At 72.4% G+C, this 26,934-nt stretch carries 20 protein-coding genes and 2 pseudogenes; 18 read left to right on the top strand and 4 right to left on the bottom strand.

Annotated elements, in window-relative coordinates; all coding sequences use genetic code 11:
* Positions 1 to 61: 61 nt before the first annotated feature.
* The 7 genes and pseudogenes from ACZ7OO_RS13300 to holA all read left to right on the top strand — a co-directional run bounded on the left by ACZ7OO_RS13300 (position 62) and on the right by holA (position 7,697).
* Complete coding sequence (locus ACZ7OO_RS13300; RefSeq protein ID WP_471504424.1) at positions 62 to 907, top strand: DegV family protein; 846 nt, start codon at positions 62 to 64, stop codon at positions 905 to 907.
* Between the two features lie 131 nt (positions 908 to 1,038).
* A complete protein-coding gene (locus ACZ7OO_RS13295) occupies positions 1,039 to 2,181 on the top strand; it encodes a ComEA family DNA-binding protein (RefSeq protein WP_471504423.1) in 1,143 nt (380 codons plus the stop codon).
* Positions 2,178 to 4,751 carry a ComEC/Rec2 family competence protein gene (locus ACZ7OO_RS13290; RefSeq protein WP_471504421.1) on the top strand — a complete coding sequence of 858 codons (2,574 nt, stop codon included), beginning with the start codon at positions 2,178 to 2,180 and terminating at the stop codon, positions 4,749 to 4,751. The genes ACZ7OO_RS13295 and ACZ7OO_RS13290 overlap by 4 nt, the downstream gene beginning before the upstream one ends.
* A 4-nt stretch (positions 4,752 to 4,755) precedes the next feature.
* Complete coding sequence (locus ACZ7OO_RS13285; RefSeq protein ID WP_471504419.1) at positions 4,756 to 5,610, top strand: arylamine N-acetyltransferase family protein; 855 nt, start codon at positions 4,756 to 4,758, stop codon at positions 5,608 to 5,610.
* A gap of 62 nt (positions 5,611 to 5,672) precedes the next feature.
* Positions 5,673 to 6,296 (top strand): annotated as a pseudogene (locus ACZ7OO_RS13280) (YceI family protein); the annotation flags it as partial.
* 51 nt (positions 6,297 to 6,347) lie between these two features.
* The gene (locus tag ACZ7OO_RS13275) at positions 6,348 to 6,593 is read left to right on the top strand and encodes a hypothetical protein (protein WP_471504417.1); all 246 of its coding nucleotides are present in this window, start codon (positions 6,348 to 6,350) and stop codon (positions 6,591 to 6,593) included.
* Positions 6,594 to 6,707: 114 nt separating this feature from the next.
* Positions 6,708 to 7,697: a DNA polymerase III subunit delta gene (holA, locus tag ACZ7OO_RS13270; RefSeq protein ID WP_471504415.1), complete on the top strand. Its 990-nt coding sequence runs from the start codon at positions 6,708 to 6,710 to the stop codon at positions 7,695 to 7,697.
* A gap of 224 nt (positions 7,698 to 7,921) precedes the next feature.
* On the opposite strand, the gene rpsT is transcribed toward holA, so the two are convergent.
* Positions 7,922 to 8,188, bottom strand: coding sequence for a 30S ribosomal protein S20 (gene rpsT, locus ACZ7OO_RS13265; protein WP_133041041.1), 267 nt, complete (start codon positions 8,186 to 8,188; stop codon positions 7,922 to 7,924).
* Between the two features lie 221 nt (positions 8,189 to 8,409).
* Here rpsT and lepA point away from each other — a divergent pair, with 221 nt between their 5' ends.
* Both lepA and ACZ7OO_RS13255 read left to right on the top strand, forming a co-directional pair.
* Positions 8,410 to 10,284, top strand: coding sequence for a translation elongation factor 4 (gene lepA, locus ACZ7OO_RS13260; protein ID WP_471504413.1), 1,875 nt, complete (start codon positions 8,410 to 8,412; stop codon positions 10,282 to 10,284).
* Between the two features lie 273 nt (positions 10,285 to 10,557).
* A complete protein-coding gene (locus ACZ7OO_RS13255; RefSeq protein WP_471504411.1) occupies positions 10,558 to 12,432 on the top strand; it encodes an AMP-dependent synthetase/ligase in 1,875 nt (624 codons plus the stop codon).
* 109 nt (positions 12,433 to 12,541) lie between these two features.
* On the opposite strand, the pseudogene ACZ7OO_RS13250 reads toward ACZ7OO_RS13255, so the two are convergent.
* Positions 12,542 to 13,150 (bottom strand): annotated as a pseudogene (locus ACZ7OO_RS13250) (HAMP domain-containing protein); the annotation flags it as partial.
* 102 nt (positions 13,151 to 13,252) lie between these two features.
* Between ACZ7OO_RS13250 and ACZ7OO_RS13245 the strand changes: the two are divergent.
* Entirely contained in the window at positions 13,253 to 15,220 is a 1,968-nt protein-coding gene (locus ACZ7OO_RS13245; RefSeq protein ID WP_471504409.1) for a SpoIIE family protein phosphatase, read from the top strand.
* A 40-nt stretch (positions 15,221 to 15,260) separates the two neighbouring features.
* Positions 15,261 to 16,493, top strand: a complete 1,233-nt coding sequence (gene hemW / locus ACZ7OO_RS13240; RefSeq protein ID WP_471504408.1) for a radical SAM family heme chaperone HemW — start codon at positions 15,261 to 15,263, stop codon at positions 16,491 to 16,493.
* 83 nt (positions 16,494 to 16,576) lie between these two features.
* Here hemW and ACZ7OO_RS13235 read toward each other — a convergent pair whose 3' ends face one another.
* Both ACZ7OO_RS13235 and ACZ7OO_RS13230 read right to left on the bottom strand, forming a co-directional pair.
* Entirely contained in the window at positions 16,577 to 17,383 is an 807-nt protein-coding gene (locus tag ACZ7OO_RS13235) for a DUF3097 domain-containing protein (protein WP_471504406.1), read from the bottom strand.
* A 34-nt stretch (positions 17,384 to 17,417) separates the two neighbouring features.
* Positions 17,418 to 18,140, bottom strand: a complete 723-nt coding sequence (locus ACZ7OO_RS13230) for an MBL fold metallo-hydrolase (protein WP_471504405.1) — start codon at positions 18,138 to 18,140, stop codon at positions 17,418 to 17,420.
* Positions 18,141 to 18,303: 163 nt separating this feature from the next.
* On the opposite strand from ACZ7OO_RS13230, the gene hrcA reads away from it, so the two are divergent.
* The 7 genes from hrcA (at position 18,304) to ACZ7OO_RS13195 (ending at position 26,883) form a co-directional block, all read left to right on the top strand.
* On the top strand, positions 18,304 to 19,320 hold the full coding sequence (gene hrcA / locus ACZ7OO_RS13225) for a heat-inducible transcriptional repressor HrcA (RefSeq protein WP_471504403.1): 1,017 nt from the start codon (positions 18,304 to 18,306) through the stop codon (positions 19,318 to 19,320).
* Complete coding sequence (gene dnaJ, locus ACZ7OO_RS13220) at positions 19,321 to 20,457, top strand: molecular chaperone DnaJ (protein ID WP_471504401.1); 1,137 nt, start codon at positions 19,321 to 19,323, stop codon at positions 20,455 to 20,457.
* 106 nt (positions 20,458 to 20,563) lie between these two features.
* Entirely contained in the window at positions 20,564 to 21,736 is a 1,173-nt protein-coding gene (locus ACZ7OO_RS13215; RefSeq protein WP_471504400.1) for a nitronate monooxygenase, read from the top strand.
* Complete coding sequence (locus ACZ7OO_RS13210) at positions 21,733 to 22,491, top strand: 16S rRNA (uracil(1498)-N(3))-methyltransferase (RefSeq protein ID WP_471504399.1); 759 nt, start codon at positions 21,733 to 21,735, stop codon at positions 22,489 to 22,491. The genes ACZ7OO_RS13215 and ACZ7OO_RS13210 overlap by 4 nt, the downstream gene beginning before the upstream one ends.
* Before the next feature lie 29 nt (positions 22,492 to 22,520).
* Positions 22,521 to 22,913 carry a VOC family protein gene (locus tag ACZ7OO_RS13205; RefSeq protein ID WP_471504397.1) on the top strand — a complete coding sequence of 131 codons (393 nt, stop codon included), beginning with the start codon at positions 22,521 to 22,523 and terminating at the stop codon, positions 22,911 to 22,913.
* Between the two features lie 174 nt (positions 22,914 to 23,087).
* Positions 23,088 to 23,603, top strand: coding sequence for a hypothetical protein (locus tag ACZ7OO_RS13200; RefSeq protein WP_471504918.1), 516 nt, complete (start codon positions 23,088 to 23,090; stop codon positions 23,601 to 23,603).
* 46 nt (positions 23,604 to 23,649) lie between these two features.
* Positions 23,650 to 26,883, top strand: coding sequence for a S41 family peptidase (locus ACZ7OO_RS13195; RefSeq protein ID WP_471504396.1), 3,234 nt, complete (start codon positions 23,650 to 23,652; stop codon positions 26,881 to 26,883).
* Positions 26,884 to 26,934: the final 51 nt, after the last annotated feature.

Genomic DNA, 26,934 nt, shown 5'->3' with positions numbered 1-26,934 from the left:
CTGGTCGGAGCGGGCGGGGGCGGGCTGCCGCCCCTGGGCTACGCCAGGTAACCTCCAGCTCATGTCCCGCCATGTCGCGATCGTCACCGATTCCACGGCCTACCTGCCGCCGCGGACGATGGAGCGCCACGGCATCACCGCGGTGCCGCTGACCGTGGTCCTCGGCGACCGGGCGCTCGAAGAGGGCACCGAGATCTCCACCCGTTCCCTGGCCCAGGCTCTGCAGAAGCGGCGCTCCGTCACCACGTCCCGGCCCAGCCCCGAGGTGTTCGCCGAAACCTACCGCAAGGTCGCCGAGTCCGGTGCCACCGGCATCGTCTCGCTCCACCTGTCCGCCGAACTGTCGGGCACCTACGACGCGGCGGTCGTCGCGGCCCGCGAAGCACCCCTCCCGGTGCGGGTGGTGGACACCGGAATGGTCGCGATGGCGCTCGGATTCTGTGCGCTCGCGGCCGCTGGGGCCGCCGAGGCGGGCGGCACCGCCGACGAGGCCGTCACGGCGGCGGAGAAGCGGGCCGCCGGCACCGCGGCGTACTTCTACGTCGACACCCTCGACTATCTTCGCCGCGGCGGCCGCATCGGCGCGGCCCAGGCCCTGCTGGGCTCCGCACTCGCCGTGAAGCCCCTGCTCCAGCTTGACGGCGGCCGGATCGAACTCCTGGAGAAGGTACGGACGGCGTCCCGGGCCATCGCCCGCCTCGAGGAGCTCACCGCCGAGCGTGCGGGCGGCGCCGAGGTGGACATCGCCGTCCACCATCTCGCCGCCCCCGACCGGGCCGCGGCCCTCGCCGACCGGCTGCGGGCGCGGGTGCCCGGGCTGGCCGACCTGCATGTGAGCGAGGTCGGTGCGGTCATCGGCGCGCACACCGGACCCGGCCTGCTCGGGGCGGTCGTCTCACTGCGGTGACCTGTGGATCCGAGGGCGGCAGCATCGTCATTTTCACTCGTGCGGGTGGCGAAGTTATCCACAACCGGGCCGTGATCCACGGAAGTTGAGCAAGATCATCGCGAATCGGCGGGAAGCCCCATCCTCGTCGCATGGCACTTCGATCACGCTCACACGAGACACATGCGACCAGTGGCCCGGGCCGGGGCCCCACCTCCGACGGCCGCACCCGGCACCGCCGGTCCCCGGTCCGGGACCGTACCCGCCACCGCCCGGCCCCGGCGGACGAACTGCGCCGCCGGGCGGAACTCCTCTTCGGCGAGCGGGGAGTCACCAGGCCGGAGCCGGGACAAGGACCCCCGCACGGGGGAACGGTGACCGGCACCGGTGCGGCGACCGGACTGACCACGGCCACCTCCGGCGTGCGCGCCGCCGCGTCCGGGATGCGTACCGCCGCGGCCGCACTGTCCACGGCGGCGGCCGTGGTGTCCTCGGCTCGCACGCTCACCGGCGAGACCACGGCCCTGCGCGAACCGGCGCTCCCCAAGCTGCGGGCCCGGGTCGGGCTCGCCGTGAGGGAGCGGATGCCGGTATGGCTGCAGACCCGCTGCGGGCTGGAACGCCGGGGCGCGGTCGCGCTCGGGGTGGTCCTCGTCGTGGCCGCTGCCCTGGCTGTGCAGCACTTCTGGACGGGGCGGACCGAGTCGGTGAGCGCGCCGGAGGTGGTGCGCGCCGAGGCGCCGTATGAGAAGAGCGAGGCGGAGAAGGTCCCGGCCGCGGTCACCGGTACCGCCGCGGCGCCCGCCGGGTCCGCGGCGCCCGCCGGGTCCGCGGGGGCCGCCGGGTCCGCGGGGACCGGTGGCGAGATCGTCGTGGACGTCACCGGGAAGGTGCGAGAGCCGGGGGTGCACTCCCTGCCGGCCCGTTCCCGGGTGGCCGACGCGCTGCGGGCAGCGGGCGGGGTGCGGCCAGGAACGGACACCGACGGACTCAACCGGGCCCGTTTCCTGGTGGACGGCGAACAGATCGTCGTCGGGGGCCCCGCCCCACCGGCCGCGACGGGCCAGGCCGTGGGTGGTGCCGCGACGGGCACGGGCCCCGCCGCCCCGGTCTCCCTGAACACGGCGACCGTCGAGCAGCTCGACGCCCTGCCCGGAGTCGGCCCGGTACTGGCCCAGCACATCGTCGACTACCGGACCGAGCACGTCGGTTTCCGCTCGGTCGACGAACTCCGCCAGGTCAAGGGCATCGGCGACCGTCGCTTCTCCGACCTGCGGGATCTGGTGCGGCCATGAACCGTGCGACCGACGGAGCCCCGCCGGGATCCGTGACCGTGCGCCGGGCCGTGCATGCCGGCACGGGCAAGCGGCTCGGGACCGCGCATCCCCGGCAGGACACGTCGTCCGACCTGCGGCTGGTGCCGCCCGCGCTGGCCGCCTGGGCGACGGCGGCGCTGACCCTGGACGCGCCGCCGGGGTGGACGGCCGGGACCGCCGTCGTATGCCTGGTGGCCGGGCTGATCCTGCTGTGGCGGAGCCGGGCGGGCCGCCTGCCCGGGACGGTGACCGGCAACACCCCGGCCCCCCGGCCGACTTGGCGGAACGCCTCCGCCGGCGCCCTGGTTCTCTGCGTCGCCGGGGCCGCCGCCTCCGCGGGGCTGCACGGGGCGGATGTGCGCCGGGGGCCGGTGCCCCGGCTGGCCCGCACCTACGCGACCGTGACCGTCGAGGTGGAGCTCACGGGCGACCCGTGGGTCAGCAGGCCGCGCGTGCAGGGGGACCACGCCACTCCGGTCGCCGTGCTGGTGCGCGGCGAGGTGCGGCGGGTGGAGAGCGGCGACGGGACGGCGGTGACGACGCGTTCACCGGTGCTGATGGCCGTCGACCCGGGGGTGCGGGCACCCGGTGGCGGCGGCCGTGCGCAGTGGCTCGGGCTGCTGCCCACCACACGGCTGCGGGTGAGCGGGCGGCTGGCGCCGGCGACGGCCGGCGGGGACCGGACCGCGGCGATGCTGCGGGTGCGGGAGCGTCCCGCGCCGGTGGTGGTGGGCGAGCCGAGTGGGCCGCAGCGGCTGGCCGGGCGGTTACGGGCCGGGCTGCGGGAGGCGACCGAGGGGCTGCCCGAGGACGCGCGGGCGCTGCTGCCCGGGCTGGTCGTCGGGGACACCTCGCGGATCACGCCCGAACTCGAGGAGGCCTTCGAGGAGACCGACCTCGCGCACACCCTCGCCGTCTCGGGCAGCAACCTCACCATCCTGCTCGCCCTGCTCATCGGACCGCCGGGACTGGCCCAGCAGGTCGAGCGGCGCGGCCTCGCCCCACGCCTCGGCCTGTCGCTGCGATCGACCGCGCTGTCGGCGTCGGCGCTCACCCTCGGATTTGTCGTCGTGTGCCGGCCGGACCCCAGTGTGCTGCGGGCCGCGGCCTGCGGAGCCGTCGCCCTGCTCGCCCTGGCGACCGGCCGTCGCAGGTCCCTGATCCCGGCGCTGGCGACGGCGGTTCTGCTGCTGGTGCTGTACGACCCTTGGCTGGCACGCAGTTACGGCTTCCTGCTGTCCGTCCTGGCCACCGGGGCGCTGCTGGTGCTGGCGCCCGGGTGGAGCGAGGCGCTGCGGCGGCGCGGGGTGCCGGAGCGACTGGCCGAGGGCCTGGCAGCCGCTGCCGCCGCGCAGGCGGTGTGCGCGCCGGTGGTCGCGGTGCTGTCGGCACGGGTGAGTCTGGTGGCGGTGCCGTGCAATCTGCTGGCCGAGATCGCGGTCGCGCCGGCCACGGTGCTGGGGTTCGCGGCGCTCGCGGCCGCCCCGGTGGCCATGCCGCTGGCCAAGGTGCTCGCGTGGTGCGCGAGTTGGCCGGCCGGGTGGATCGCGCAGATCGCCCGGGCCGGGGCCGCGTTGCCGGGCGCGGGCGTGGACTGGCCTGGGAGCTGGGCGGGGGCGCTGATGCTGGCCGGGGTCACGGTGGTCGTCGTACCGCTGGGGCGGCGGTTGCTGCGGCATCCATGGTGGTGCGGGGCGCTCGGGGTGCTGCTCGTGCTGCTGGTGGTACGGCCGGCGCCGCTGACCCGGGTGATCACGGGCTGGCCGCCGCCCGGCTGGCGGCTGGCGATGTGTGACGTCGGGCAGGGCGACGCGACGGTGCTCGCGGCGGGCGCGGGCACGGGCGTGGTGGTGGATGCGGGGCCCGATCCGGCGCTGGTCGACCACTGCCTGCGGGAACTCGGTATCACCCGCGTCCCGCTCCTCGTCCTGACCCACTTTCACGCCGACCATGTCGCGGGGCTACCGGGAGTGCTGCGCGGGCGGACCGTGGCACAGATCGAGACGACCGGGTTCGAGGAACCGGCGGAACAGGCCGGGTTCGTACGGAGGGAGGCGGCCGAGCACCGGATCCCGGTCACGCGTGCCGTCGCCGGGGAGCGGCGCACGACTGGTGGGCTGGACTGGCAGGTGCTGTGGCCGCCCCCGGACCCCGCGCCGGAACCGGACGGCCCGAACGACGCCAGTGTCGCCCTGCTGGTCCGCTCGGCCGGGCTGCGGATGCTGCTGCTCGGAGACCTCGAACCCCTGGCCCAGCAGGAGCTGCTGAGATCACCGATGGCTGCCGAACTGGGGCGGGTGGATGTTCTGAAGGTGGCCCATCACGGGTCCGCGTATCAGGATCCGCAGCTGCTGCGGCTGGTGGCGCCCCGGGTGGCGCTCATCTCGTGCGGGGCGGACAACCCTTACGGGCACCCGGCACCGGACACGGTGGCTCGGCTCCGGGCCGCGGGGGCGGTGGTGCTGCGGACCGACCGGGACGGGGCGCTCGCGGTGACCGGTGGCCGTACGGGAGGGGAGGCGGGGGAGCTGACAGTGGCGCGAGACTGAGGGCATGAACTCGGTGAACACGATGCAGGTCGGCGCCTACCTCCACCGGCTCGGGGCCGCCCGCCCCGCCCGGCCCACGGCGGCGGCGCTGCGTGACCTGCATGTGCGGCATCTGCGGACCGTGCCCTTCGAGAACCTGTCGATCCATCTCGGCGAGGAGATCGTGCTGGAGGAGGAGCGGCTGCTGGACAAGGTGGTGGGGGCGGGCCGGGGTGGATTCTGCTACGAACTCAACGGCGCCTTCTCGGCGTTGCTGACCGCGCTGGGCTTCGAGGTGACCCTGCTGGCGGGGCGGGTGTACGGGGATCAGGGGCGGCTCGGGATCCCGTACGACCATCTCGCGCTGCGCGTCGGGACGGTGGACGGGGGCGAGTGGCTCGCCGACGTGGGGTTCGGGGCGCACAGCCACTGTCCGCTGGTGTTGGAGGAGCGGGGTGAGCAGGCGGATCCTGGCGGCACGTTCCGGATCACCGGGGCCGGGCCGGACGTGGCGGGGGTGCGCGGAGAAACGGGTGGGGTCGCCGGGGACCTGGACGTGCTGCGGGACGGGAAGCCGCAGTACCGGCTGGAGATCCGGCCGCGGGTGCTCGGGGACTTCATGGCCGGGGCGTGGTGGCACAGCACCTCGCCGTCGTCCCACTTCACGCAGTCGCTCGTCTGTTCCCGGGTCACCGGGGAGGGCGGGCGGATCACGCTCAGTGGACGGACGTTGACGGTGACGGCGGCGGACGGGGCGCGTGAGATAAGGGAGTTGGAGCGGGACGAGGAGGTGCTCGGCGTCTACCGGGACCGGTTCGGGATCGAGCTGGACTGTGTGCCGTCTGTGCGAAATCCATGGAACCCTGACCGGAATGGCTAATCCGGGCGTCACGGTAGAACACGTTGCTACCGGTGCGTAGCATGCTGGTCGTGCCTAGTTCCGGCACGCCGTACCGGGCCACCGCGCGGGTCGGTGAGAACTGCCTCGCCTCGCTCGGTGACGTGACCCTCCAGGTCGCCCAGCCGCCCCAGCCGCCGGCACCCGGGGACTGGGAGATCGAGCCGACGCATTCCTCGATCGGCTTCACCGCCCGGCACATCGGACTGGCCTGGATCCACGGGCGGTTCAACTTGTTCGCCGGCGCGGTGCGGATCGCCGAGCCGATGGAGCGGTCCGCCATGCATGTCGTGATCGACGCCGCGACCATCGACACGGGCGTGCGGATGCGGGACGACCATCTGCGGTCGGCGGACTTCCCGGACGTGCTGCGGTTTCCGACGCTGGAGTTCTACAGCCAACGGTTCGTGCACCGGGGCGGCACCAGGTGGGCCGTGACCGGCGCGCTGTCCCTGCACGGCGTGACACGGACGATCACGCTCGACACGGAGTACCTCGGGCTCGGCAACGGCATGGAAGGGGAGGTGCGGGCGGCCTGCCGGGCCACGACCGAACTGCACCGGGACGACTTCACCGTGAGCTGGCAGACGATGCCGGCGCGCGGGATCGCGGTCGTCGGGCCGAGCATCCGCGTCGACCTCGATGTACAGATCGTGCCCAAGGGCTGAGCCGGTCGTCCCGGCTCGTTCCGGCGGGCTGCCGTGCCCGAGAATGGGGCCGTGAGCGATGTGAGACATGTGCTGGTGCTGCCGGACCGGGATGCGGCGGAGGAAGCCGCCGAGGCGCTCGGGGAGCGGTTCGGGACCGGTGAGGAGCCGCGGCTGGTGCGGGACGCGCTGGCGGGGGAGGACGACGCCGAGGACGCACAGTGGCTGGTGCTGCTGAGGGACGAGGCGGGGCGGCTGGACCCGGCGGAGCTGGACGAGTTCGCGGGGGAGTGGGAGGGGTGGCGGGAGGAGCCGTAGCGGGTGCGCTGGGCCGCCGCGTCCACCCGTGCCGCCTTGGCGGTACGACTGCCCGCGGCTGCGCCGGCCGGCAGCGCGGCTGCGTTGTCAGTGGGCCGTGGGATGCTTGGCGTGATGGCAAAGAAGACTGCTGATGACGATCCGCTGGCCCCGTTGACGCTTGCCGTGGGGCAGGAGGAGTTGCTGCTCGACCGTGCCGTGCAGCAGGTGGTGGCCGCCGCCCGGGCCGCCGACGCCGACACGGACGTGCGGGATCTGACCCCGGACCAGTTGCAGCCCGGCACGCTCGCCGAGCTGACCAGCCCGTCGCTCTTCGCGGAGCGCAAGGTCGTGGTCGTACGCAACGCGCAGGATCTGTCCGCCGACACGATCAAGGACGTGAAGGCGTACCTCGGAGCACCCGCCGAGGAGATCACGCTCGTGGTGCTGCACGCGGGCGGCGTCAAGGGCAAGGGGCTGCTGGACGCGGCGCGCAAGGCCGGGGCGCGGGAGGTCGCCTGTCCGAAGATGACCAAGCCGGCGGACCGGCTGGCGTTCGTACGGAGCGAGTTCCGGGCGCTGGGACGGTCCGCCACACCCGAGGCCTGCCAGGCGCTGGTCGACGCCATCGGCAGCGATCTGCGGGAGCTGGCCTCGGCCGTGACCCAGCTCGTCGCGGACGTCGAGGGAACCATCGACGAGGCCGTCGTCGGGCGGTACTACACCGGGCGGGCCGAGGCGTCGAGCTTCACCGTCGCCGACCGGGCCGTGGAAGGGCGTACGGCGGAGGCGCTGGAGGCGCTGCGCTGGTCGCTGGCGACCGGAGTCGCCCCCGTGCTGATCACGAGTGCGCTCGCACAGGGGGTGCGGGCGATCGGGAAGCTGTCCGGGGCGCGGGGCGGGCGGCCCGCCGATCTCGCGCGGGAGCTCGGGATGCCGCCGTGGAAGATCGACCGGGTGCGACAGCAGATGCGGGGCTGGACGCCCGACGGGGTGGCGGTGGCGCTGCGGGCCGTCGCCGAGGCGGACGCGGGGGTCAAGGGCGGCGGGGACGATCCCGAGTACGCCCTGGAGAAGGCTGTCGTGACCATCGCGCAGGCGGCACGGTCGCGCGGGCGGGGCTGACCGGGACACAGGGCAGGCACGCTGACCGGGACACAGGGCAGGCACGCGCGGAAATACCGAAAGCCCCGGCGTCCACCCTGGGGAAGGGTGAGGTGCCGGGGCTTCGGTTCAAGCTGTCGAGCCCGTTCCCGCGTGGCGAACGCAGGCCGCGAACAGGCTCTGGGGGCCGGTCGGGGGCGGATGAGAGAGGGCCCGCCCGGGTCCTTCCGGCGTCAAATCAAGTGTCAGCCCTGGAGGGACGCGACCTTGGAAGCGAGCGCCGACTTCTTGTTGGCGGCCTGGTTCTTGTGGATGACGCCCTTGGAGACGGCCTTGTCGAGCTGACGCGCGGCAGCGCGCTGGTACTCGGTGGCCTTCTCGACGTCACCCGCGGCAGCGGCCTCACGGGCCTTGCGGATCGCTGTCTTCAGGGAGGACTTGACGGCCTTGTTGCGCAGCCGGGCCTTCTCGTTGGTCTTGATCCGCTTGATCTGGGACTTGATGTTCGCCACGAATGAGCCTTTTCAGGTTCTGGTGCGGGGACGTGAAGCTCCCGTACCGATGATTTCTTGAGGTCGTGCCTCGCGCTGAGAGGGCATGAGACACAGCTGCCCAGAGTAGCAGCGGGGCGGGGAACGGCCCAAACCGGTCCTCGGTCCCTCTCCATGGGACCATGGAGACTACGTATCGATCCGACCCGAGGCATAAGGCGCCTCAAGAGACAGGACCCTGCGTGCCCGCGATCCCTAACAATGTGCCCGAGCCGAGCCGTACCGACCCGGCTCTGATCCGCAATTTCTGCATCATCGCGCACATCGACCACGGCAAGTCCACGCTCGCCGACCGGATGCTCCAGCTGACCGGTGTGGTCGAGCAGCGGCAGATGCGTGCTCAGTACCTCGACCGGATGGACATCGAGCGCGAACGCGGCATCACGATCAAGTCCCAGGCGGTGCGTCTGCCCTGGGCCCCCACCGAGGGTCCCGACCAGGGCAGCACGCACATCCTCAACATGATCGACACCCCGGGGCACGTCGACTTCACCTACGAGGTCTCGCGGTCGCTGGCGGCCTGCGAGGGGACCGTCCTCCTCGTCGACGCCGCCCAGGGCATCGAGGCGCAGACCCTCGCCAACCTCTACCTGGCGATGGAGAACGACCTCGCGATCATCCCCGTGCTCAACAAGATCGACCTGCCGGCCGCGCAGCCGGAGAAGTTCGCCGAGGAACTGGCGAACCTGGTCGGCTGCGAGCCGGACGACGTGCTGCGGGTCTCCGCCAAGACCGGTGTCGGCGTCGATGCGCTGCTGAACAAGGTCGTCAAGGAGGTCCCGGCACCGGTCGGCGTCGCCGACGCGCCCGCCCGCGCGATGATCTTCGACTCGGTCTACGACTCCTACCGCGGTGTGGTCACCTACGTCCGTGTCATCGACGGCCAGCTCAACAAGCGCGAGCGCATCAAGATGATGTCGACCGGCGCCACCCACGAGCTGCTGGAGATCGGTACGAACTCGCCCGAGATGCTGGGCGCCGACGGCCTCGGCGTCGGCGAGGTGGGCTATCTGATCACCGGTGTGAAGGACGTCCGGCAGTCCAAGGTCGGCGACACCGTCACCAGCCAGCACAAGGGCGCCACCGAGGCCCTCGGCGGGTACAAGGACCCGAAACCGATGGTCTTCTCCGGTCTGTATCCGCTGGACGGCTCCGACTACCCCGAGCTGCGCGAGGCCCTCGACAAGCTGCAGCTCAACGACGCCGCGCTCGTCTACGAGCCGGAGACCTCCGCCGCCCTCGGCTTCGGCTTCCGCGTGGGCTTCCTCGGCCTGCTGCACCTGGACGTGATCCGGGAGCGGCTGGAGCGCGAGTTCGGGCTCGACCTGATCGCGACGGCCCCGAACGTGGTCTACCGCGTCGTCATGGAGGACGGCAGCGAGCACACGGTCACCAACCCGAGCGAGTTCCCCGAGGGGAAGATCGGCGAGGTGTACGAGCCGGTCGTGCGCGCCACCATCCTCGCGCCCAGCGAGTTCATCGGCTCGATCATGGAGCTGTGCCAGACCCGGCGCGGCACCCTGCTCGGCATGGACTACCTGTCCGAGGACCGCGTCGAGATCCGGTACACACTGCCGCTCGCGGAGATCGTCTTCGACTTCTTCGACCAGTTGAAGTCGAAGACGCGTGGTTACGCGTCGCTGGACTACGAGCCCACCGGCGAGCAGACGTCCAGCCTGGTCAAGGTCGACATCCTGCTGCACGGCGACAAGGTCGACGCCTTCTCGGCGATCACGCACAAGGACGCGGCGTACGCGTACGGGGTGCGACTCGTCGCCAAGCTGCGCGAGCTCATCCCCAGGCAGGCCTTCGAGGTGCCCATCCAGGCCGCCATCGGCTCCCGGGTGATCGCCCGCGAGACCATCCGCGCCATCCGCAAGGACGTGCTCGCCAAGTGCTACGGCGGCGACATCTCCCGTAAGCGCAAGCTGCTGGAGAAGCAGAAGGAAGGCAAGAAGCGGATGAAGATGGTGGGTTCCGTGGAGGTTCCGCAGGAGGCCTTCATCGCCGTCCTCAGCAGTGATGACAGCGCGGGATCGACCAAGAGCAAGAAGTAACCGCGGGTAACAATCGGCCACGGTCGCAAAACGGGTGCAACAGGGGTCCGCCGTACGAAAGTGCGGCGGACCCCTACGCGCGCGTAGCGTCGCTCTGTGTGGACGATGCGGGGAAACAGACAGGCCGAAGCCTCTTACGTACACGCCGGTCGCGGCTTACTCTGATCCCTGCTCGATAGTTACTCGCGAGTTAAACAAGTAGTCCGAACACCATCGTGAGTAAACCCAGCCGCACTGAGCCAGCCGCACCGTCGCGGGCCCCCGGAGGATGTCGTGAGCGACACGCAGACACTGATCGAGAACCGTCCGCCGTCCGTGGCGGCCCTCTTCCTGGAGCGCGTGGCGGCCACACCGGACGCCGAGGCCTACCGTTACCCGGTGCCCGCGGCCTCCGGTCAGGGCCCGGACGAATGGAAGTCGCTGAGCTGGGCGCAGGCGGCCGAGCGGGTCTACGCGATCGCGGCCGGACTCATCGAACTCGGCATCCAGCCCGAGGAGCGGGTCGCCCTGGCCTCGTCCACCCGCGTCGAGTGGATCCTCGCCGACCTCGGCATCCTGTGCGCCGGAGCGGCCACCACGACCGTGTATCCGCAGACCAACGCCGAGGAGTCGGCGTTCATCCTCTCCGACTCCGGCAGCCGGGTGCTCGTCGCGGAGGACGCGGCACAGGTCGCCAAGGCCGTCGCGAAGCGCGCCGAGCTGCCCGAGCTCGCCCAGGTCGTCGTCATCGACCCGGCCGGCGTGGAGACGGGCGACTGGGTCATCACCCTCGCCGAACTGGAGGAGCGCGGCGCCAAGTACCTGGAGAAGCACCCCGAGCTGATCAAGGAGCGGGTCGGCGCGATCACCAAGGACCAGCTCGCCACCCTGATCTACACCTCCGGCACCACCGGCCGCCCCAAGGGTGTGCGGCTGCCGCAGGACAACTGGTCGTACATGGCGAAGGCGATCGCCGCGACCGGGCTGATCAGCGCCGACGACGTGCAGTACCTCTGGCTGCCGCTCGCGCATGTCTTCGGCAAGGTCCTCACCTCCGGGCAGATCGAGGTCGGCCATGTCACCGCCGTCGACGGCCGCGTCGACAAGATCATCGAGAATCTGCCGGTCGTGCAGCCGACGTACATGGCCGCCGTGCCGCGCATCTTCGAGAAGGTCTACAACGGCGTCGCCGCGAAGGCCCGTGCGGGCGGCGCCGCCAAGTACAAGATCTTCCAGTGGGCGGCCGACGTCGCCCGCGAGTACGCCAAGGTCACCCAGGACAACTTCCGCCGCACCGGCGCCGCCACCGTACCCTTCGGGCTGGCCGCCAAGCACAAGGTCGCCGACGGGCTCGTCTACTCCAAGCTGCGGGAAGCCTTCGGCGGCCGGCTGCGGGCCTGTGTCTCCGGGTCGGCCGCGCTGGCACCCGAGATCGGCTACTTCTTCGCCGGTGCCGGTGTGCACATTCTCGAGGGCTACGGACTGACGGAGTCCTCCGCCGCGTCCTTCGTGAACCCCGGCGAGGCCTACCGCACCGGCACGGTCGGCAAGCCGCTGCCCGGCTGCGAGGTGCGGATCGCCGACGACGGGGAGATCCTGCTCCGCGGCCCCGGCATCATGGAGGGCTACCACGGGCTGCCCGAGAAGACGGCGGAGGTCCTGGAGGCCGACGGGTGGTTCCACACCGGTGACATCGGCGAGCTGTCCCCCGACGGCTATCTGCGGATCACCGACCGCAAGAAGGACCTCATCAAGACGTCCGGCGGCAAGTACATCGCGCCCGCCGAGGTCGAGGGACAGTTCAAGGCGGTCTGCCCGTACGTCTCCAACATCCTCGTCCACGGCGGCGACCGGAACTTCTGCACCGCCCTGATCGCCCTCGACGAGGCCGCGATCCTGGAATGGGCCAAGGAGAACGGCCTGGACGGCAGGTCCTACGCCGAGGTGGTGGCCGCGCCGGCGACCGTCGAGATGGTCGACGGCTACGTCAAGCAGCTCAACGAAGGCCTGCAGCGGTGGCAGACCATCAAGAAGTTCCGGCTGCTGCCCCGGGATCTCGATGTGGAGCACGGGGAGATCACGCCGAGCCTCAAGCTGAAGAGGCCGGTTGTGGAGCGGGAGTACAAGCACCTCATCGATGAGATGTACGCGGGGGCGCGCGAAGCGTAGGGGTTTCGTCGTCAGGTGCCGGTGCGTGGGGGCTGCTCGCGCAGTTCGCCACGCACCTTCGGCCGGATCAGCTGCCGTATCTCACCGACTTCGGCCCGCAGCGCCGCCGGTTCACGGCCTCGGTCACGTCCCGCCAGCTGCCGGACGGACGCTGCACCTTGGCCCGGCCGCCGAGGCGCCCCTCGGTGCCGACCTCGCGCGCGACCCGGGTCACCTCGCCGGTGAACAGGGACAGCTGGTCGACCATCTTGTTCACCGCGCGGCCCGGTCCGCGCGGATCGCCCCGCAACCGGCGGCTGCCGTCGTGCAGATCGATCCGTCGGGTGAGATCGCCGCCGGCCACCGCGTCCAGCACGCGCGTGGCGTTCGCCGCCGGGGCGACCAGGGCGTCGAGGACCTGGTTGACGTCGTTGACGCGGGACGTCCAGGCGCCCTGGCCGGGGCCGGCCGACAGCCGTTCGTCCAGTCGGCCGTGGCGCACCAGCTCCCGTTTCACGCGTTGCACTTCGGCGTTGAAGTGAACGCTGCGGTCCATGATCTGGTTGAAGACCGCGGTGAGTTCGGCGACCATCATCCCCTCGCCGGTCTCCGGCACCTTGGTGAAGTCGCCGTCGCGGGCGGCGGTCATGGCGGCGAGCAGAGGGCGCAGTTCGGATGCTCGGAGTTGTTCCGGTTTCTGTCTGTCTTCGAGCACACGCGTAGCACTGTTCTCACTCATGGCGGCCCACTTCGGTAACTCGGTGCTTATGGGCGCGGCCAGTCTGTCACTCTGTCCGCATCGATCTGGATGTATTCGTCCGAACTGCTCGGGGAGCTGGACATGGGGGCCATACCCACGCAACGGGAGACCGTCTCCCGGGGCCGTGCGGCGCCTGCGCACGACGAGGCGCCCGCACACGACGAAGCGCCCGCGCACAAGAGCACGGGCGCGTACGCGCAGGGGCGCGCGACCCTGCCCGGCAGCCCCCTCGCGCCGGGTTCCGCCCGAGCGCTGGTACGTGCCTGCCTCGACGAGTGGACCGACTGCGGGCTGCTGGACCCGGGAGAGCGGGTCGCCGAGGACGCCATGGTCGTCGTCAGTGAACTCGTCACCAACGCCGTCGTGCACGCCGGCACCGACGTCGAGGTCGACTGGTGGCTGGAGGAGGCAGGAGACCAGGCGGCGTTCGTCGTCGAGGTCACCGACCGCCACCCCTCCCGCGCCCCCCGCGACCACCCGGGCGAGACACCGTACGAGACCCCGGAGTACGGGCGCGGACTGCGGCTGGTCGCCTCGCTCGCCGAGTCCTGGGGGGTCACCTACCGCATCGGCGCGAAGACGGTGTGGGCGCGCCTGACCGGTCGCGGCGGCACGCTCCCCGACGAGCAGGAGCTGAAGGTGGCCGAGATCCTCGCGCCCGAGCCTCCCCCGCTCTCGGCCGCGCTCGAACGGGAGTCCCCCCATCGCCCCGACCGGGACCGGGACTGGCTCGGCAGAGGCGCGCTGTCCTTCCTCGCCGAGGCCTCCGACCTGCTCGCCGGGCAGCTCGACGAGAATCTGGTGGCCGCGCTCGCCGGCCAGCTGATCGTGCCGCGGCTCGCCGACTGGTGCGCGGTGTGGCTGGAGGACGAGTCGACCGTACGCGCCGGCGGCTGGGGCGAGGCGGACGGCGTGGGCGGCGTGGGCGGCCCGCGGCTGGCCCGGGTCTGGCACGGCAGCGAGAACCGCATCGAGGAACTGCGCCGCGCCCTGGAGAAGGACCCGCCCCGCGCGCGGGACGGCTTACGGTCCGGGCCCGAGACGTATCCCTGGCCCGGCGAGGTGCTCGGCCCGCAGGGCGCCCACGGCTCGGCGCTCGCCTACCGGCTGATCGCGGGCGGCCGCCCGCTCGGCACGCTCGTGATCGGACGCTCCGGCCAGGCCGGTTTCCCCGACGAGATCACCGGCCTGGTCGAGGACTTCGGCCGCCGGCTCGCCCTCGCCATCGGCGCGGCCCGCCAGTACGCCCGCCAGGCCACCATCAGCGCCGTCCTCCAGCGCGGGCTGCTGCCCGGCGCGGTCGCCGAGATCCCGGGCATGCACAGCGCCCTCGTCTACGAGCCCTGCGACAAGGGCGGCCCCAGCGGCGACTTCTACGACCTCTTCCCGGCCGGCGACGGCCGCTGGTGCTTCGCCGTGGGCGACGTCCAGGGCAAGGGCCCCGAGGCCGCCGTCGTCATCGGCCTGGCCCGGCCCTGGCTGCGTCTGCTCGCCCGTGAGGGGTACCGGGTCGCCGACGTCCTCGACCGGCTGAACCAGCTCCTCCTCGACGACGCCACCGAGGCCGCCGACGCCGCCGCTCGCGCCCTGGTCGCCGCCGGCGGCCGCGCCGTACCGCCCGGCGACGGCCCGCAGACCCGTTTCCTCTCCCTCCTCTACGGCGAACTCACCCCCCTCGAAGGGGGCGGCGTCCGCTGCACCCTCGCCTCCGCGGGGCATCCGCTACCGCTGCTCCTCGGCCCCGACGGCGAGGTCCGCACCGCCGCCCGGCCACAGACCCTGCTGGGGGTCGTGGAGGACGAGACGTACACCAGCGAGACCATCGAGCTCGGGCCCGGCGACAGCCTGCTGTGCGTGACCGACGGGGTCACCGAGCGCCGCTCCGGCTCCCGGCAGTTCGACGACGGCGACGGGCTCGCGCGGGCGCTGGCGGGCTGCGCGGGCCTGAGCGCCGAGCTGATTTCCGAGCGCATCAGACGGCTCGTCCACGAGTTCGGCGGCGGGCCGCCGGAGGACGATCTGGCGCTGCTGGTCCTCCAGGCGGAGTGACCGGCGTCGTACGGGACAGGCGTACGGGACAATGGGGGACATGCCTTCCGCCCTTCCCGACGGCGAGCCGGTCCCCGACGACGGCGCGCTCCCCCCGCACGCGCTGGCCGGTGCCGCCGACCGCCCCCTCGGGTTCTATCTGCACGTCCCCTACTGCGCGACCCGCTGCGGCTACTGCGACTTCAACACCTACACGGCGACCGAGCTGCGCGGCACCGGCGGTGTCCTCGCCTCCCGCGACAACTACGCGGACACGCTGGTCGACGAGGTCCGGCTGGCGCGGAAGGTCCTCGGCGACGATCCGCGCGAGGTCCGTACGGTGTTCGTGGGCGGGGGTACGCCGACGCTGCTGGCCGCCGGTGATCTCGTACGAATGCTGCGCGCGATCCGCGACGAGTTCGGTCTGGCCGCCGACGCGGAGGTCACCACGGAGGCGAACCCTGAGTCCGTCGACCCCGCGTATCTGGCGGCCCTGCGCGAGGGCGGCTTCAACCGGGTCTCCTTCGGCATGCAGAGCGCCCGGCAGCATGTGCTGCGCGTCCTGGACCGCACACACACGCCCGGCCGCCCGGAGGCGTGCGTCGCGGAGGCCCGCGCGGCCGGCTTCGAGCACGTCAACCTCGATCTGATCTACGGCACACCGGGCGAGTCCGACGACGACTGGCGGGCCTCGCTGGACGCCGCCGTCGGCGCCGGGCCGGACCATGTGTCGGCGTATGCGCTGATCGTCGAGGAGGGCACGCAGCTGGCCCGCCGGATCCGCCGGGGCGAGGTCCCGATGACCGACGACGACGTCCACGCGGACCGCTATCTGATCGCCGAGGAGATGCTGTCCGCGGCGGGCTTCGACTGGTACGAGGTGTCCAACTGGGCCACCTCGGAGGCCGCCCGTTGTCTCCACAACGAGCTGTACTGGCGGGGCGCCGACTGGTGGGGCGCGGGACCGGGCGCGCACGCGCACGTGGGCGGTGTGCGCTGGTGGAACGTCAAGCATCCGGGGGCGTACGCGGCGGCGCTGGCGGCGGGACGGTCGCCGGGGGCCGGGCGTGAGGTCCTGACGGACGAGGACCGGCGGGTGGAGCGGATCCTGCTGGAGCTGCGGCTGCGCGAGGGGGTGCCCTTGTCGCTGCTGAAGGAGCAGGGGCTGGCGGCCTCGCGGCGGGCGCTGGGGGAGGGCCTGCTGGAGACCGGCGCGTACGGGCAGGGGCGGGCCGTGCTGACACTGCGGGGGCGGTTGCTGGCGGATGCGGTGGTGCGGGACCTGGTGGACTGAGGGCCGGGCACCCCTGGGGCCCGGCACTGCAGGAGGCACCCCTGTGCCTGGCACCGGGGGAGGCACCCCTGCCTGCGGCTCGGCTACGGAGCCGTCACGAAATCGATCAGTTCCTCCACTCGCCCCAGAAGCTCCGGCTCCAGGTCCCTGTAGGACCCCACCCGCGCCAGGATCGCCTGCCACACCGCGCCCGTGTTGTCCGACGGCCAGCCCAGGGCCCGGCACACGCCCGTCTTCCAGTCCTGGCCGTGCGGGACACGCGGCCATGCCTCGATGCCCACGGCGGCGGGCTTCACCGCCTCCCAGATGTCGATGTACGGGTGGCCGACGACCAGGGCGTGTTCGCCGGTGACCGACTGGGCGATGCGCCACTCCTTCGTGCCGGGGAGCAGGTGGTCCACCAGGACGCCGAGGCGGGCGTCCGGGCCCGGTGCGAATTCGGCCACGATCGACGGCAGGTCGTCCACGCCCCCCAGGTACTCCACGACCACGCCCTCGATGCGCAGGTCGTCGCCCCAGACCTTCTCGACCAGCTCCGCGTCATGGCGGCCCTCGACGTAGATGCGGCCCGCGCGGGCCACGCGCGCGCGTGCGCCGGGGACGGCGACCGAGCCGGACGCGGTGCGGGTGGGGCGTACGGGGGCGGCCGACGTGGGGCGTACCAGGGTGACCACCCGGCCCTCCAGGAGAAAGCCCCGCGGCTCCAGTGGGAAGACGCGGTGTTTGCCGAAGCGGTCCTCCAACGTGACCGTGCCCGCCTCGCAGCGGACAACCGCGCCGCAGAAGCCGGTGCCCGGTTCCTCGACCACCAGGCCGGGTTCGGCGGCCACCTCCGGTGCCGGTTTCGGCTTCTTCCACGGCGGGGTCAGGTCGGCGGAGTACTGGCGCATTCGGATGACGATAGGAGAAGCCGGGGCGGCGTGGTCACGACACGCCGAAGCGGGCGGCCAGGGCGTCGCGCTGCCGTCGTACGAAGGCCGCGTCCACCACCGCTCCGTGACCGGGCACGTACAGGGCGTTCTCGCCGCCGAGGGAGAGGAGCCGGTCCAGGGCGGCCGGCCAGCGGGACGGTACGGCGTCGGGGCCGGCCTGGGGGTCGCCGGACTCCTCCACCAGGTCGCCGCAGAACACCACCTCCGGGTCGCCCGGGACGAGGACGGCGAGGTCGTGGGCAGTGTGGCCGGGGCCCACGTTGGCCAGCAGGGCCTGGCGGCCGTCGCCCAGGTCGAGGGTCCACTCGCCGGAGACCGGATGGTGGGGCAGGGGCAGCGCGTCCGCGGCCTCCTCGGCCTCCGGGGCCGCAAGGCCGTTGCGGATCGCGTCCAGTCGGAGTTCCTCGCGGTCGTGGGCGACAAGGGCGTCCGTGCCGACCGCCGCGTAGATCTCCGCGTCCGCGAACGCCGCGGTGCCGAAGACATGATCGAAGTGGGGGTGGGTGAGCGCGAGATGGGTCACACGGCGTCCGGCCAGCTCCTGCGCCTCGACACGCAACCGCGCGCCCTCCGCCAGGCTCGACCCGGCGTCCACCATCAGGACCGGGCCCGCCCCGAGGACCAGCCCGGCCGTGCAGTCCCAGCCCGGCAGCCGGCACCGGCCGACCCCCTCGGCCACCCGCTCCCAGCCCAGCTCTTCCCAAGTCACCGTCATGCCGCGACGCTAGCCGTAGAACGCCATGGGTACTCACCGACCTTGCCCAGTCAGTACCCGACGGCCGTACACTGGGCCGGGGATGCTGGCACTCGGGCTCGCAGAGTGCCAGGCGAAAGACCCGAAAGGCCGCGGGGACGACTTTCTGGAGGTGTGGCGCTGGATGCTGAGTGAACGCAGGCTTCAGGTATTGCGCGCCATCGTCCAGGACTATGTCGGCACCGAGGAGCCGGTGGGGTCGAAGGCGCTGACCGAGCGCCACAACCTCGGGGTCTCCCCGGCGACCGTGCGTAACGACATGGCCGCCCTGGAGGACGAGGGATACATCGCCCAGCCGCACACCAGCGCCGGGCGGATCCCCACCGACAAGGGCTACCGGCTGTTCGTCGACAAGCTGGCCGGGGTCAAGCCGATGAGCGCGCCCGAGCGGCGGGCCATCCAGAACTTCCTCGACGGCGCCGTCGACCTCGACGACGTCGTGGCGCGGACGGTGCGGCTGCTGGCGCAGCTGACGCGGCAGGTCGCGGTCGTGCAGTATCCGTCGCTGACACGGTCCACCGTGCGGCATGTGGAGCTGCTCTCGCTCGCGCCGGCCCGGCTGATGCTGGTGCTGATCACCGACACCGGGCGGGTCGAGCAGCGGATGGTCGACTGTCCGGCGCCCTTCGGTGAGATGTCCCTGGCGGATCTGCGGGCACGGCTCAACAGCCGGGTCGCGGGCCGCCGGTTCTCGGATGTGCCCCGGCTGGTGGAGGACCTGCCGGACGCCTTCGAGGCCGAGGACCGCGGCACGGTCTCGGCGGTGGTCTCCACCCTGCTGGAGACGCTCGTCGAGGAGAACGAGGAGCGGCTGATGATCGGCGGCACCGCCAATCTCACCCGCTTCGGACATGACTTTCCCCTCATGATCCGGCCCGTCCTGGAGGCGCTGGAGGAGCATGTCGTGCTTCTCAAGCTCATGGGCGAGGCGGGGGATTCGGGCATGACCGTACGCATCGGTCACGAGAACGCCTACGAGGGACTCAACTCAACGTCCGTGGTGTCGGTCGGCTACGGTTCGGGCGGCGAGGCAGTCGCCAAACTCGGCGTGGTCGGACCGACCCGCATGGATTACCCGGGAACGATGGGAGCGGTACGAGCGGTGGCACGGTACGTCGGACAGATCCTGGCGGAGTCGTAAGTGGCCACGGACTACTACGCCGTTCTCGGCGTGCGCCGCGACGCGTCGCAGGAAGAGATCAAGAAGGCCTTCCGCCGGCTCGCGCGCGAGCTGCACCCGGACGTCAACCCTGATCCGAAGACCCAAGAGCGGTTCAAGGAGATCAACGCCGCCTACGAGGTGCTCTCGGACCCGCAGAAGAAGCAGGTCTACGACCTCGGCGGCGACCCGCTCTCGCAGAGCGGCGGCGCGGGTGCGGGCGGCTTCGGGGCCGGTGGTTTCGGGAACTTCTCCGACATCATGGACGCGTTCTTCGGTACCGCGTCGCAGCGCGGGCCGAGGTCCAGGACCCGTCGCGGCCAGGACGCCATGATCCGGATCGAGGTCGAGCTCGACGAGGCGGCCTTCGGTACGACCAAGGACATCCAGGTCGACACGGCGATCGTCTGCAACACCTGCAACGGTGAGGGCGCGGCGCCGGGCACCTCCGCCCAGACGTGTGACATGTGCCGCGGCCGTGGTGAGGTGTCGCAGGTCACCCGGTCCTTCCTGGGCCAGGTCATGACCTCCCGTCCCTGCCCGCAGTGCCAGGGCTTCGGTACGGTCGTGCCGACGCCGTGTCCCGAGTGCGCCGGTGACGGGCGGGTGCGGTCGCGGCGCACGCTGACCGTGAAGATCCCGGCCGGCGTCGACAACGGCACCCGGATCCAGCTCGCCGGCGAGGGCGAGGTCGGGCCGGGCGGCGGTCCCGCCGGTGACCTGTACGTCGAGATCCACGAACTGCCGCACTCGACTTTCCAGCGGCGTGGCGACGATCTGCACTGCACGGTGACCATCCCGATGACGGCGGCGTCGCTCGGTACGAAGGTGCCGCTGGAGACGCTGGACGGGATGGAGGAGGTCGACATCCGTCCCGGCACCCAGTCCGGGCAGTCGATCCCGCTGCACGGGCGCGGTATCACGCATCTGCGCGGCGGCGGCCGGGGCGACCTGATCGTCCACGTCGAGGTGACGACCCCGACCAAGCTCGACCCCGAGCAGGAGCGGCTGCTGCGGGAGCTGGCGAAGCTGCGCGGCGAGGAGCGGCCGACGGGGCAGTTCCAGCCGGGTCAGCAGGGTCTGTTCAGCCGGCTGAAGGACGCGTTCAACGGGCGTTGACGGCTCGCCGGGAAGGAGCCCCGCCCCTTCGGCCCGGAAATATCTGGCATGTGCCAAAGGGACGGCCCGATTCGGTCTTGTTCGGAGGACGTGACAACATGCCGTCATGTCCTCCGCACTGACCGATCTCTTCCCACTTCCGATCGTGCAGGCCCCCATGGCGGGCGGGGTCTCCGTGCCGCAACTCGCCGCCGCCGTGTCCGAGGCGGGCGGGCTGGGGTTCCTGGCCGCCGGGTACAAGACCGCCGACGGGATGTACCAGGAGATCAAGCAGCTGCGGTCGCTGACCGGCCGCCCCTTCGGCGTGAACCTCTTCATGCCCCAGCCGGAATACCCCGGTGCAAGCACCGGCTCCACCGGAGCGGCTAACGCCGCGCCCCCTTCTGGCGCGGTGGAGATCTACGCGCATCAGCTGGCCGGTGAGGCCGCCTGGTACGAGACCGAGCTCGGCGACCCGGACAGCGGCCGGGACGACGGGTACGACGCGAAGCTCGCCGTACTCCTCGACAACCCGGTGGCCGTGGTCTCCTTCCACTTTGGTGTGCCGAGCCGCGAGGCACTGGACGCGCTCCGCCGGGCGGGAACCCGCACCCTCGTCACCGCCACCACCGCCGAGGAGGCCCTCGCCGTCGAGCGGGCCGGTGCCGACGCGGTGATCGCGCAGGGCGTGGAGGCCGGGGGACACCAGGGCACCCACCGGGACGTGCCGGAGAACGACGGCTCAGGGATCGGTCTGCTGTCGCTGGTCGCCCAGATACGCGAGACCGTGAGCATCCCGGTCGTCGCCGCGGGCGGCATCATGCGCGGCAGCCAGATCGCCGCCGCGCTCGCCGCGGGGGCGAGCGCCGCCCAGCTGGGCACCGCCTTCCTGGCCACCCCCGAGTCCGGCGCCGCCGACATCCACAAGCAGGCACTGACCGACCCGCTGTTCACCCGGACCGCGCTGACCCGGGCGTTCTCCGGGCGGCCCGCCCGCGGCCTGGTCAACCGCTTCATGCGCGAGCACGGTCCGTACGCGCCCGCCGCCTACCCGGAGGTCCACCACCTCACTTCCCCGCTGCGCAAGGCCGCCGCCAAGGCCGGGGACGCGCAGGGCATGGCCCTGTGGGCCGGGCAGGGCCACCGGATGGCCCGCCCGCTGCCCGCCGGACAGCTGGTGGAGACCCTCGCGGAGGAACTCGCCACCGCGTCGACAGCGTTGTCGACCAGGGCGCAGACCCGGAACCAGACCCGGACCAAGGCCCAGGGTGACACGGGCGACAGGGGGGACATGCGATGACCGCCCCGGTGTTCGTGCTCGACCCGCTCGTGGTGCCCGACTTCTCCGGTGGCGAGGTCGTCCTGGACGGGCCCGAGGGGCGGCACGCCGTGTCCGTGAAGCGGCTGCAGCCCGGTGAGGACGTCATCCTCACCGACGGGCGCGGACGCTGGAGCGAGGGCGTCGTCAGGGCCGCCGAGGGCAAGGACCGGCTGGTGGTGACGGACCTGGAGAGCGTCGTCGAGGAACCCGAGCCGAGCCCCCGCATCACCGTCGTCCAGGCCCTCCCCAAGGGCGACCGCGGCGAGGTCGCGGTGGAGACCATGACCGAGGTCGGCGTCGACGTGATCGTGCCCTGGCAGGCCGCCCGATGCATCACCCAGTGGAAGGGCGACCGGGGCCTGAAGTCGCTCGCGAAGTGGCGGGCCACCGCCCGCGAGGCCGGCAAGCAGTCCCGCCGGGTGCGCTTCCCGACGGTCGCGGACGCGGCGACCACCAAGCAGGTCGCCGCACTTCTCGCCGAAGCCGACCTGGCCGCCGTACTCCATTCCGACTTCGAGCACGGCAGTGAGCCGCTCGCCGAGGCCCGGTTGCCCGCCGGGGGCGAGATCGTACTGGTCGTCGGGCCCGAAGGGGGCGTCGCCCGGGACGAGGTGGCGCTCTTCGAGGAGGCGGGTGCGAGGGCCTACACCCTGGGGCCTACCGTGATGCGCACATCGACCGCCGGCACCGCGGCCGCGGCCCTGCTGCTGGGCCTCAGCGGCCGCTGGTCCTGACCCTTACGACACCTCAGGGGGAACGCGCCGTGGAACTCGCCCAAGTCCGGCTCCTGGTCTCCGACTTCGCCGCCTGCTACCGCTTCTACGCCGAAGTGCTCGGGCTGAAGCCGCAGTCGGGGGCGAGCGAGGGGCCGTACGAGAAGTTCAGCCCGCACGCCGGGTCCGCGGGGATCGCCCTGCAGGACCGGGCCATGATGGCCGAGGTGCTGGGCGAGCTGGGGGACACGGCGACCGGGCACCGTTCGCTGGTGGTGCTGCGTGTCGACGACCTGGACGGCTACTGCGAGCAGATCGCCGCGCGGGGCGCGGCCCTGGTGCACGGGCCGACGCAGATGGCGGAACGCATGCGCGTCGCCCACCTCAAGGACCCGGAGGGCAACCTGGTGGAACTCCAGGAGTGGCTGCTGCTGCGCACCTGAGGAGGCCGTCGGCCTCCAGGGGGACAACTCCGAACACGTGAGTGGCCGTATGCCCCCTACCGTCACGGACGGGACGGTGGCAGGCTGCCCTCCATGGGGGCATTGAGGCCGATTTGGCGCCGGCCGCACGTGACGCGCCGGCCGCACGTGACGCGCCGGCCGCACGTGACCAGGGTGGCGGCCCTGGCGGGGCTCGCGGTGGTCGCCGTGGGCGGTGTGGTGGGCTGCCGGCCGACCGACCTGAACTCCGCGACCGTCGCGTACACGACCGACCAGACCGCCACCGCCGAGCTGAAACGGCAGCACGTCGACGTCAGCTGGCTCACCTGCACCGGCAACTACGGCTCGTCGGCGACCAAGTCCGGGAAGACGCCCTCGGCCTCCGAGACCACCGTCGTCTCCGTGGACTGCCGGGGCAGGACCAAGGACGGCCGGGACATCACCGTCACCGGCAGGGTCACCAAGGCCGTCAGCGGGGCCTGTGTGCGCGGGAACCTCGTCGCCGAGGTCGGCGGCAAGGAGTGGTTCCGGGTCAAGGGCCTCGGCAACTGCGACGCCACGCCCGGGCCGACGTACAACAACACCTACCGGCCGCCCACCTACGGGCAGCAGCCGGGCCCCACCGTGACCGTGACGAAGACCGTCTGGTGCCAGGGCGACCCCAAGTGCTGGCCGGTACAGGGAAAGTGATCGAAATCGGCCACCGCGAACCCGCCGCGATGCATAGGCTGAGCGGGTGACTCAGGGTGCAGCGACAGGACCGCGGTCCTACCTCCGATTTCCCCATGTCCACGGTGAGCTGGTCGCCTTCACCGCCGAGGACGACGTGTGGCTGGCGCCCCTGGACGGCGGCCGGGCCTGGCGGGTCAGCGCCGACAACGTCCCCGTGACTCTGCCGCGCATCTCGCCCGACGGGACCACGGTCGCCTGGACCTCAACCCGGGACGGCGCCCCGGAGATCCACATCGCCCCCGTCGACGGCGGCACCTCGACCCGCCTGACGTACTGGGGGAGTTCCCGCACCCAGGTGCGCGGCTGGACCGCCGACGGGCAGGTCCTCGCGATCAGCACCTACGGCCAGGCCAGCCTCCGGCGCAGCTGGGCCCGTACCGTCCCGCTCGACGGCGGACCGTCCGCCGTCCTGCCGTACGGCCCGGTCGGCCATGTCGCCTTCGGGCCGAGCACGGTGCTGCTGTCCGCGCCGATGGGCAGAGAGGCGGCCTGGTGGAAGCGGTACCGGGGCGGTACGGCGGGGAAGCTGTGGATCGACAGGGACGTCCACGACGGGGAAGGCGCCGGGGAGTTCGTACGGCTGCACGCGGAGCTGGACGGGAACCTCGAATACCCCGTGTGGGCCGGGGACCGGATCGCTTTCCTCTCCGACCACGAGGGGACGGGCGCGGTCTACTCCTCCCTCGCCGACGGCTCCGATCTGCGCCGGCACACCCCGCTCGACGGCTTCTACGCCCGGCACCTGGCCGGTGACGGTACCCGGGTCGTCTATGCCTCGGCGGGTGAACTCTGGCTCCTTGACGACCTGGAGGGGGCCGAGCCGCGCCGGCTGGACATCCGCCTCGGCGGGGCCCGGGTGGACCGGCAGCCGCGCCCGGTCGACGCGGCCCGCTGGTTCAGCTCCGCCTCGCCCGACCACACCGCGCGCGGCAGCGCCGTCCTGGTGCGCGGCGGCGTGCACTGGGTGACCCACCGGTCGGGCCCCGCCCGCGCCCTCGCCGCCCAGCCCGGGGTGCGTGGCCGGCTGCCCGTCACCTTCCGCGCGGACGCGGAGGAGTGGGTGGTGTGGGTGACGGACGCCGAGGGCGACGACGCCCTGGAGTTCGCCCCCGCCACCGGCCCCGTGCCCGGCTCCACCCCGCGCCGGCTCGCCGCCGGGCAGCTCGGCCGGGTCCTGGACCTCGCCGTCGCCCCCGACGGCGGCCGGGTCGCGGTCGCCGCGCACGACGGACGCCTCCTCCTCGTCGAACGCGAGACGGGAGAAGTGCGCGAGGTCGACCGCAGCGAGGACGGCGACGTCTCCGGGCTGGCGTTCTCGCCCGACTCCGGCTGGCTCGCCTGGTCCCACCCCGGAGCCGGCGGGCTCGCCCAGCTCCGTATCGCCCACACCACCGACCTCACCGTCACCGAGGCGACCCCGCTGCGGTTCCGCGACTACGACCCCGTCTTCACCCGAGACGGCAAGCACCTCGCCTTCCTCTCCACCCGCTCCTTCGACCCGGTCTACGACGAGCACGTCTTCGACCTGGCCTTCGTGGTCGGCGACCGCCCGCACCTGATCACCCTGGCCGCGACCACCCCCTCGCCGTTCGGCCCGCAGCGGCACGGCCGTCCCTTCGAGACCCCCGACAAGGACGAGACCCCGGACGCCGAGGGCACCCCCGCCACCCGAGTCGACCTGGACGGCCTCGCCGACCGGATCGTGCCCTTCCCCGTCGAGGCCGGCCGCTACTCCACCTTGCGCGCCGCCAAGGACGGCGTGCTGTGGCTGCGCCACCCGGTGCGCGGCGTGCTCGGCGCCTCCCGCGCCCACCCCGAGGACCCCGACCCCAAGACCGAGCTGGAGCGCTACGACCTCGCCCAGCAGCGCATCGAGTACCTCGCCTCCGACGCCGACCACTTCGAGGTCAGCGGCGACGGCAAACGCGTCCTGCTGTGGGCCGACGGCAAGCTCAGGGTCGTACCCAGCGACCGCCGCGCCGCCGGCGACGACGACAGCGACACCAACATCACCGTCGACCTGTCCCGGGTACGGCAGACCCTCGACCCGGCCGCCGAGTGGCGGCAGATGTTCGACGAGACCGGCCGCATCATGCGGGACCAGTTCTGGCGGCCGGACCTCGGCGGCGTCGACTGGAACGGCGTCCTCGACCGCTACCGCCCGCTCGTCGACCGCGTCGCCACCCATGACGACCTGGTCGACCTGCTCTGGGAGGTCCAGGGCGAACTCGGCACCTCACACGCCTATGTCACCCCGCGCGGCGGCCACCGCCGCGGCGCCCGCCAGGGCCTCCTCGGCGCCGACATCTCCCGCCACCCGGACGGCAGTTGGCGTATCGACCGGATCCTGCCCGCCGAGACCTCCGACCCCGGCGCCCGCTCCCCGCTCGCCGCACCCGGCGTCGCGGTACGCCCCGGCGACGCGATCGTGGCCGTCGCCGGCCGGCCCGTCCAGCCGGTGACCGGACCCGGCCCCCTGCTCGTCGGCACGGCGGGCAAGGCCGTCGAACTGACCGTGTCCCCGGCGGGCGGCGGCGAGCTCCGCCACCCCGTCGTCGTCCCGGTCGCGGACGAGGAACCGCTGCGCTACCACGCGTGGGTGGCCGACCGGCGGGCCCATGTGCACGAGCTGTCCGAGGGCCGGCTGGGGTATCTCCATGTGCCGGACATGCAGGCACCGGGCTGGGCCCAGATCCACCGCGACCTGACCGTGGAGATGGCCCGCGAGGGCATCGTCGTGGACGTCCGCGAGAACCGGGGCGGCCACACCTCCCAGCTCGTGGTGGAGAAACTGGCCCGGCGGATCGTCGGCTGGGACCTGCCGCGCGGTATGCGCCCGCACAGCTACCCGCAGGACGCGCCCCGGGGCCCGGTGGTCGTCGTCGCGAACGAGTTCTCCGGCTCGGACGGGGACATCGTCAACGCGGCGATCAAGGCGCTGGGGATCGGCCCGGTGATCGGTACCCGCACCTGGGGCGGTGTGATCGGCATCGACAGCCGCTACCGCCTGGTCGACGGCACGCTGGTCACCCAGCCGAAGTACGCGTTCTGGCTGGAGGGCTACGGCTGGGGGGTGGAGAACCACGGCGTGGACCCCGACGTGGAGGTCGTGCAGACACCGCAGGACTGGGGCGCGGGACGGGACCCCCAGCTGGACGAGGCGGTGCGGACAGCGCTGGAGGCTCTGGAGACGGCTCCGGCGAAGACCCCACCGACCTTGCCGACGCTGCCGATGTGAGGAGGGGGCCCGGCCGACGGGGGACCCGCACCCGGCGGCGATACGATGCCT

Source organism: Streptomyces sp. NPDC111744, from assembly GCF_055634995.1.
Note: the sequence above shows the minus strand (reverse complement) of the source record. Positions and strands in the feature narration are given on the sequence as shown.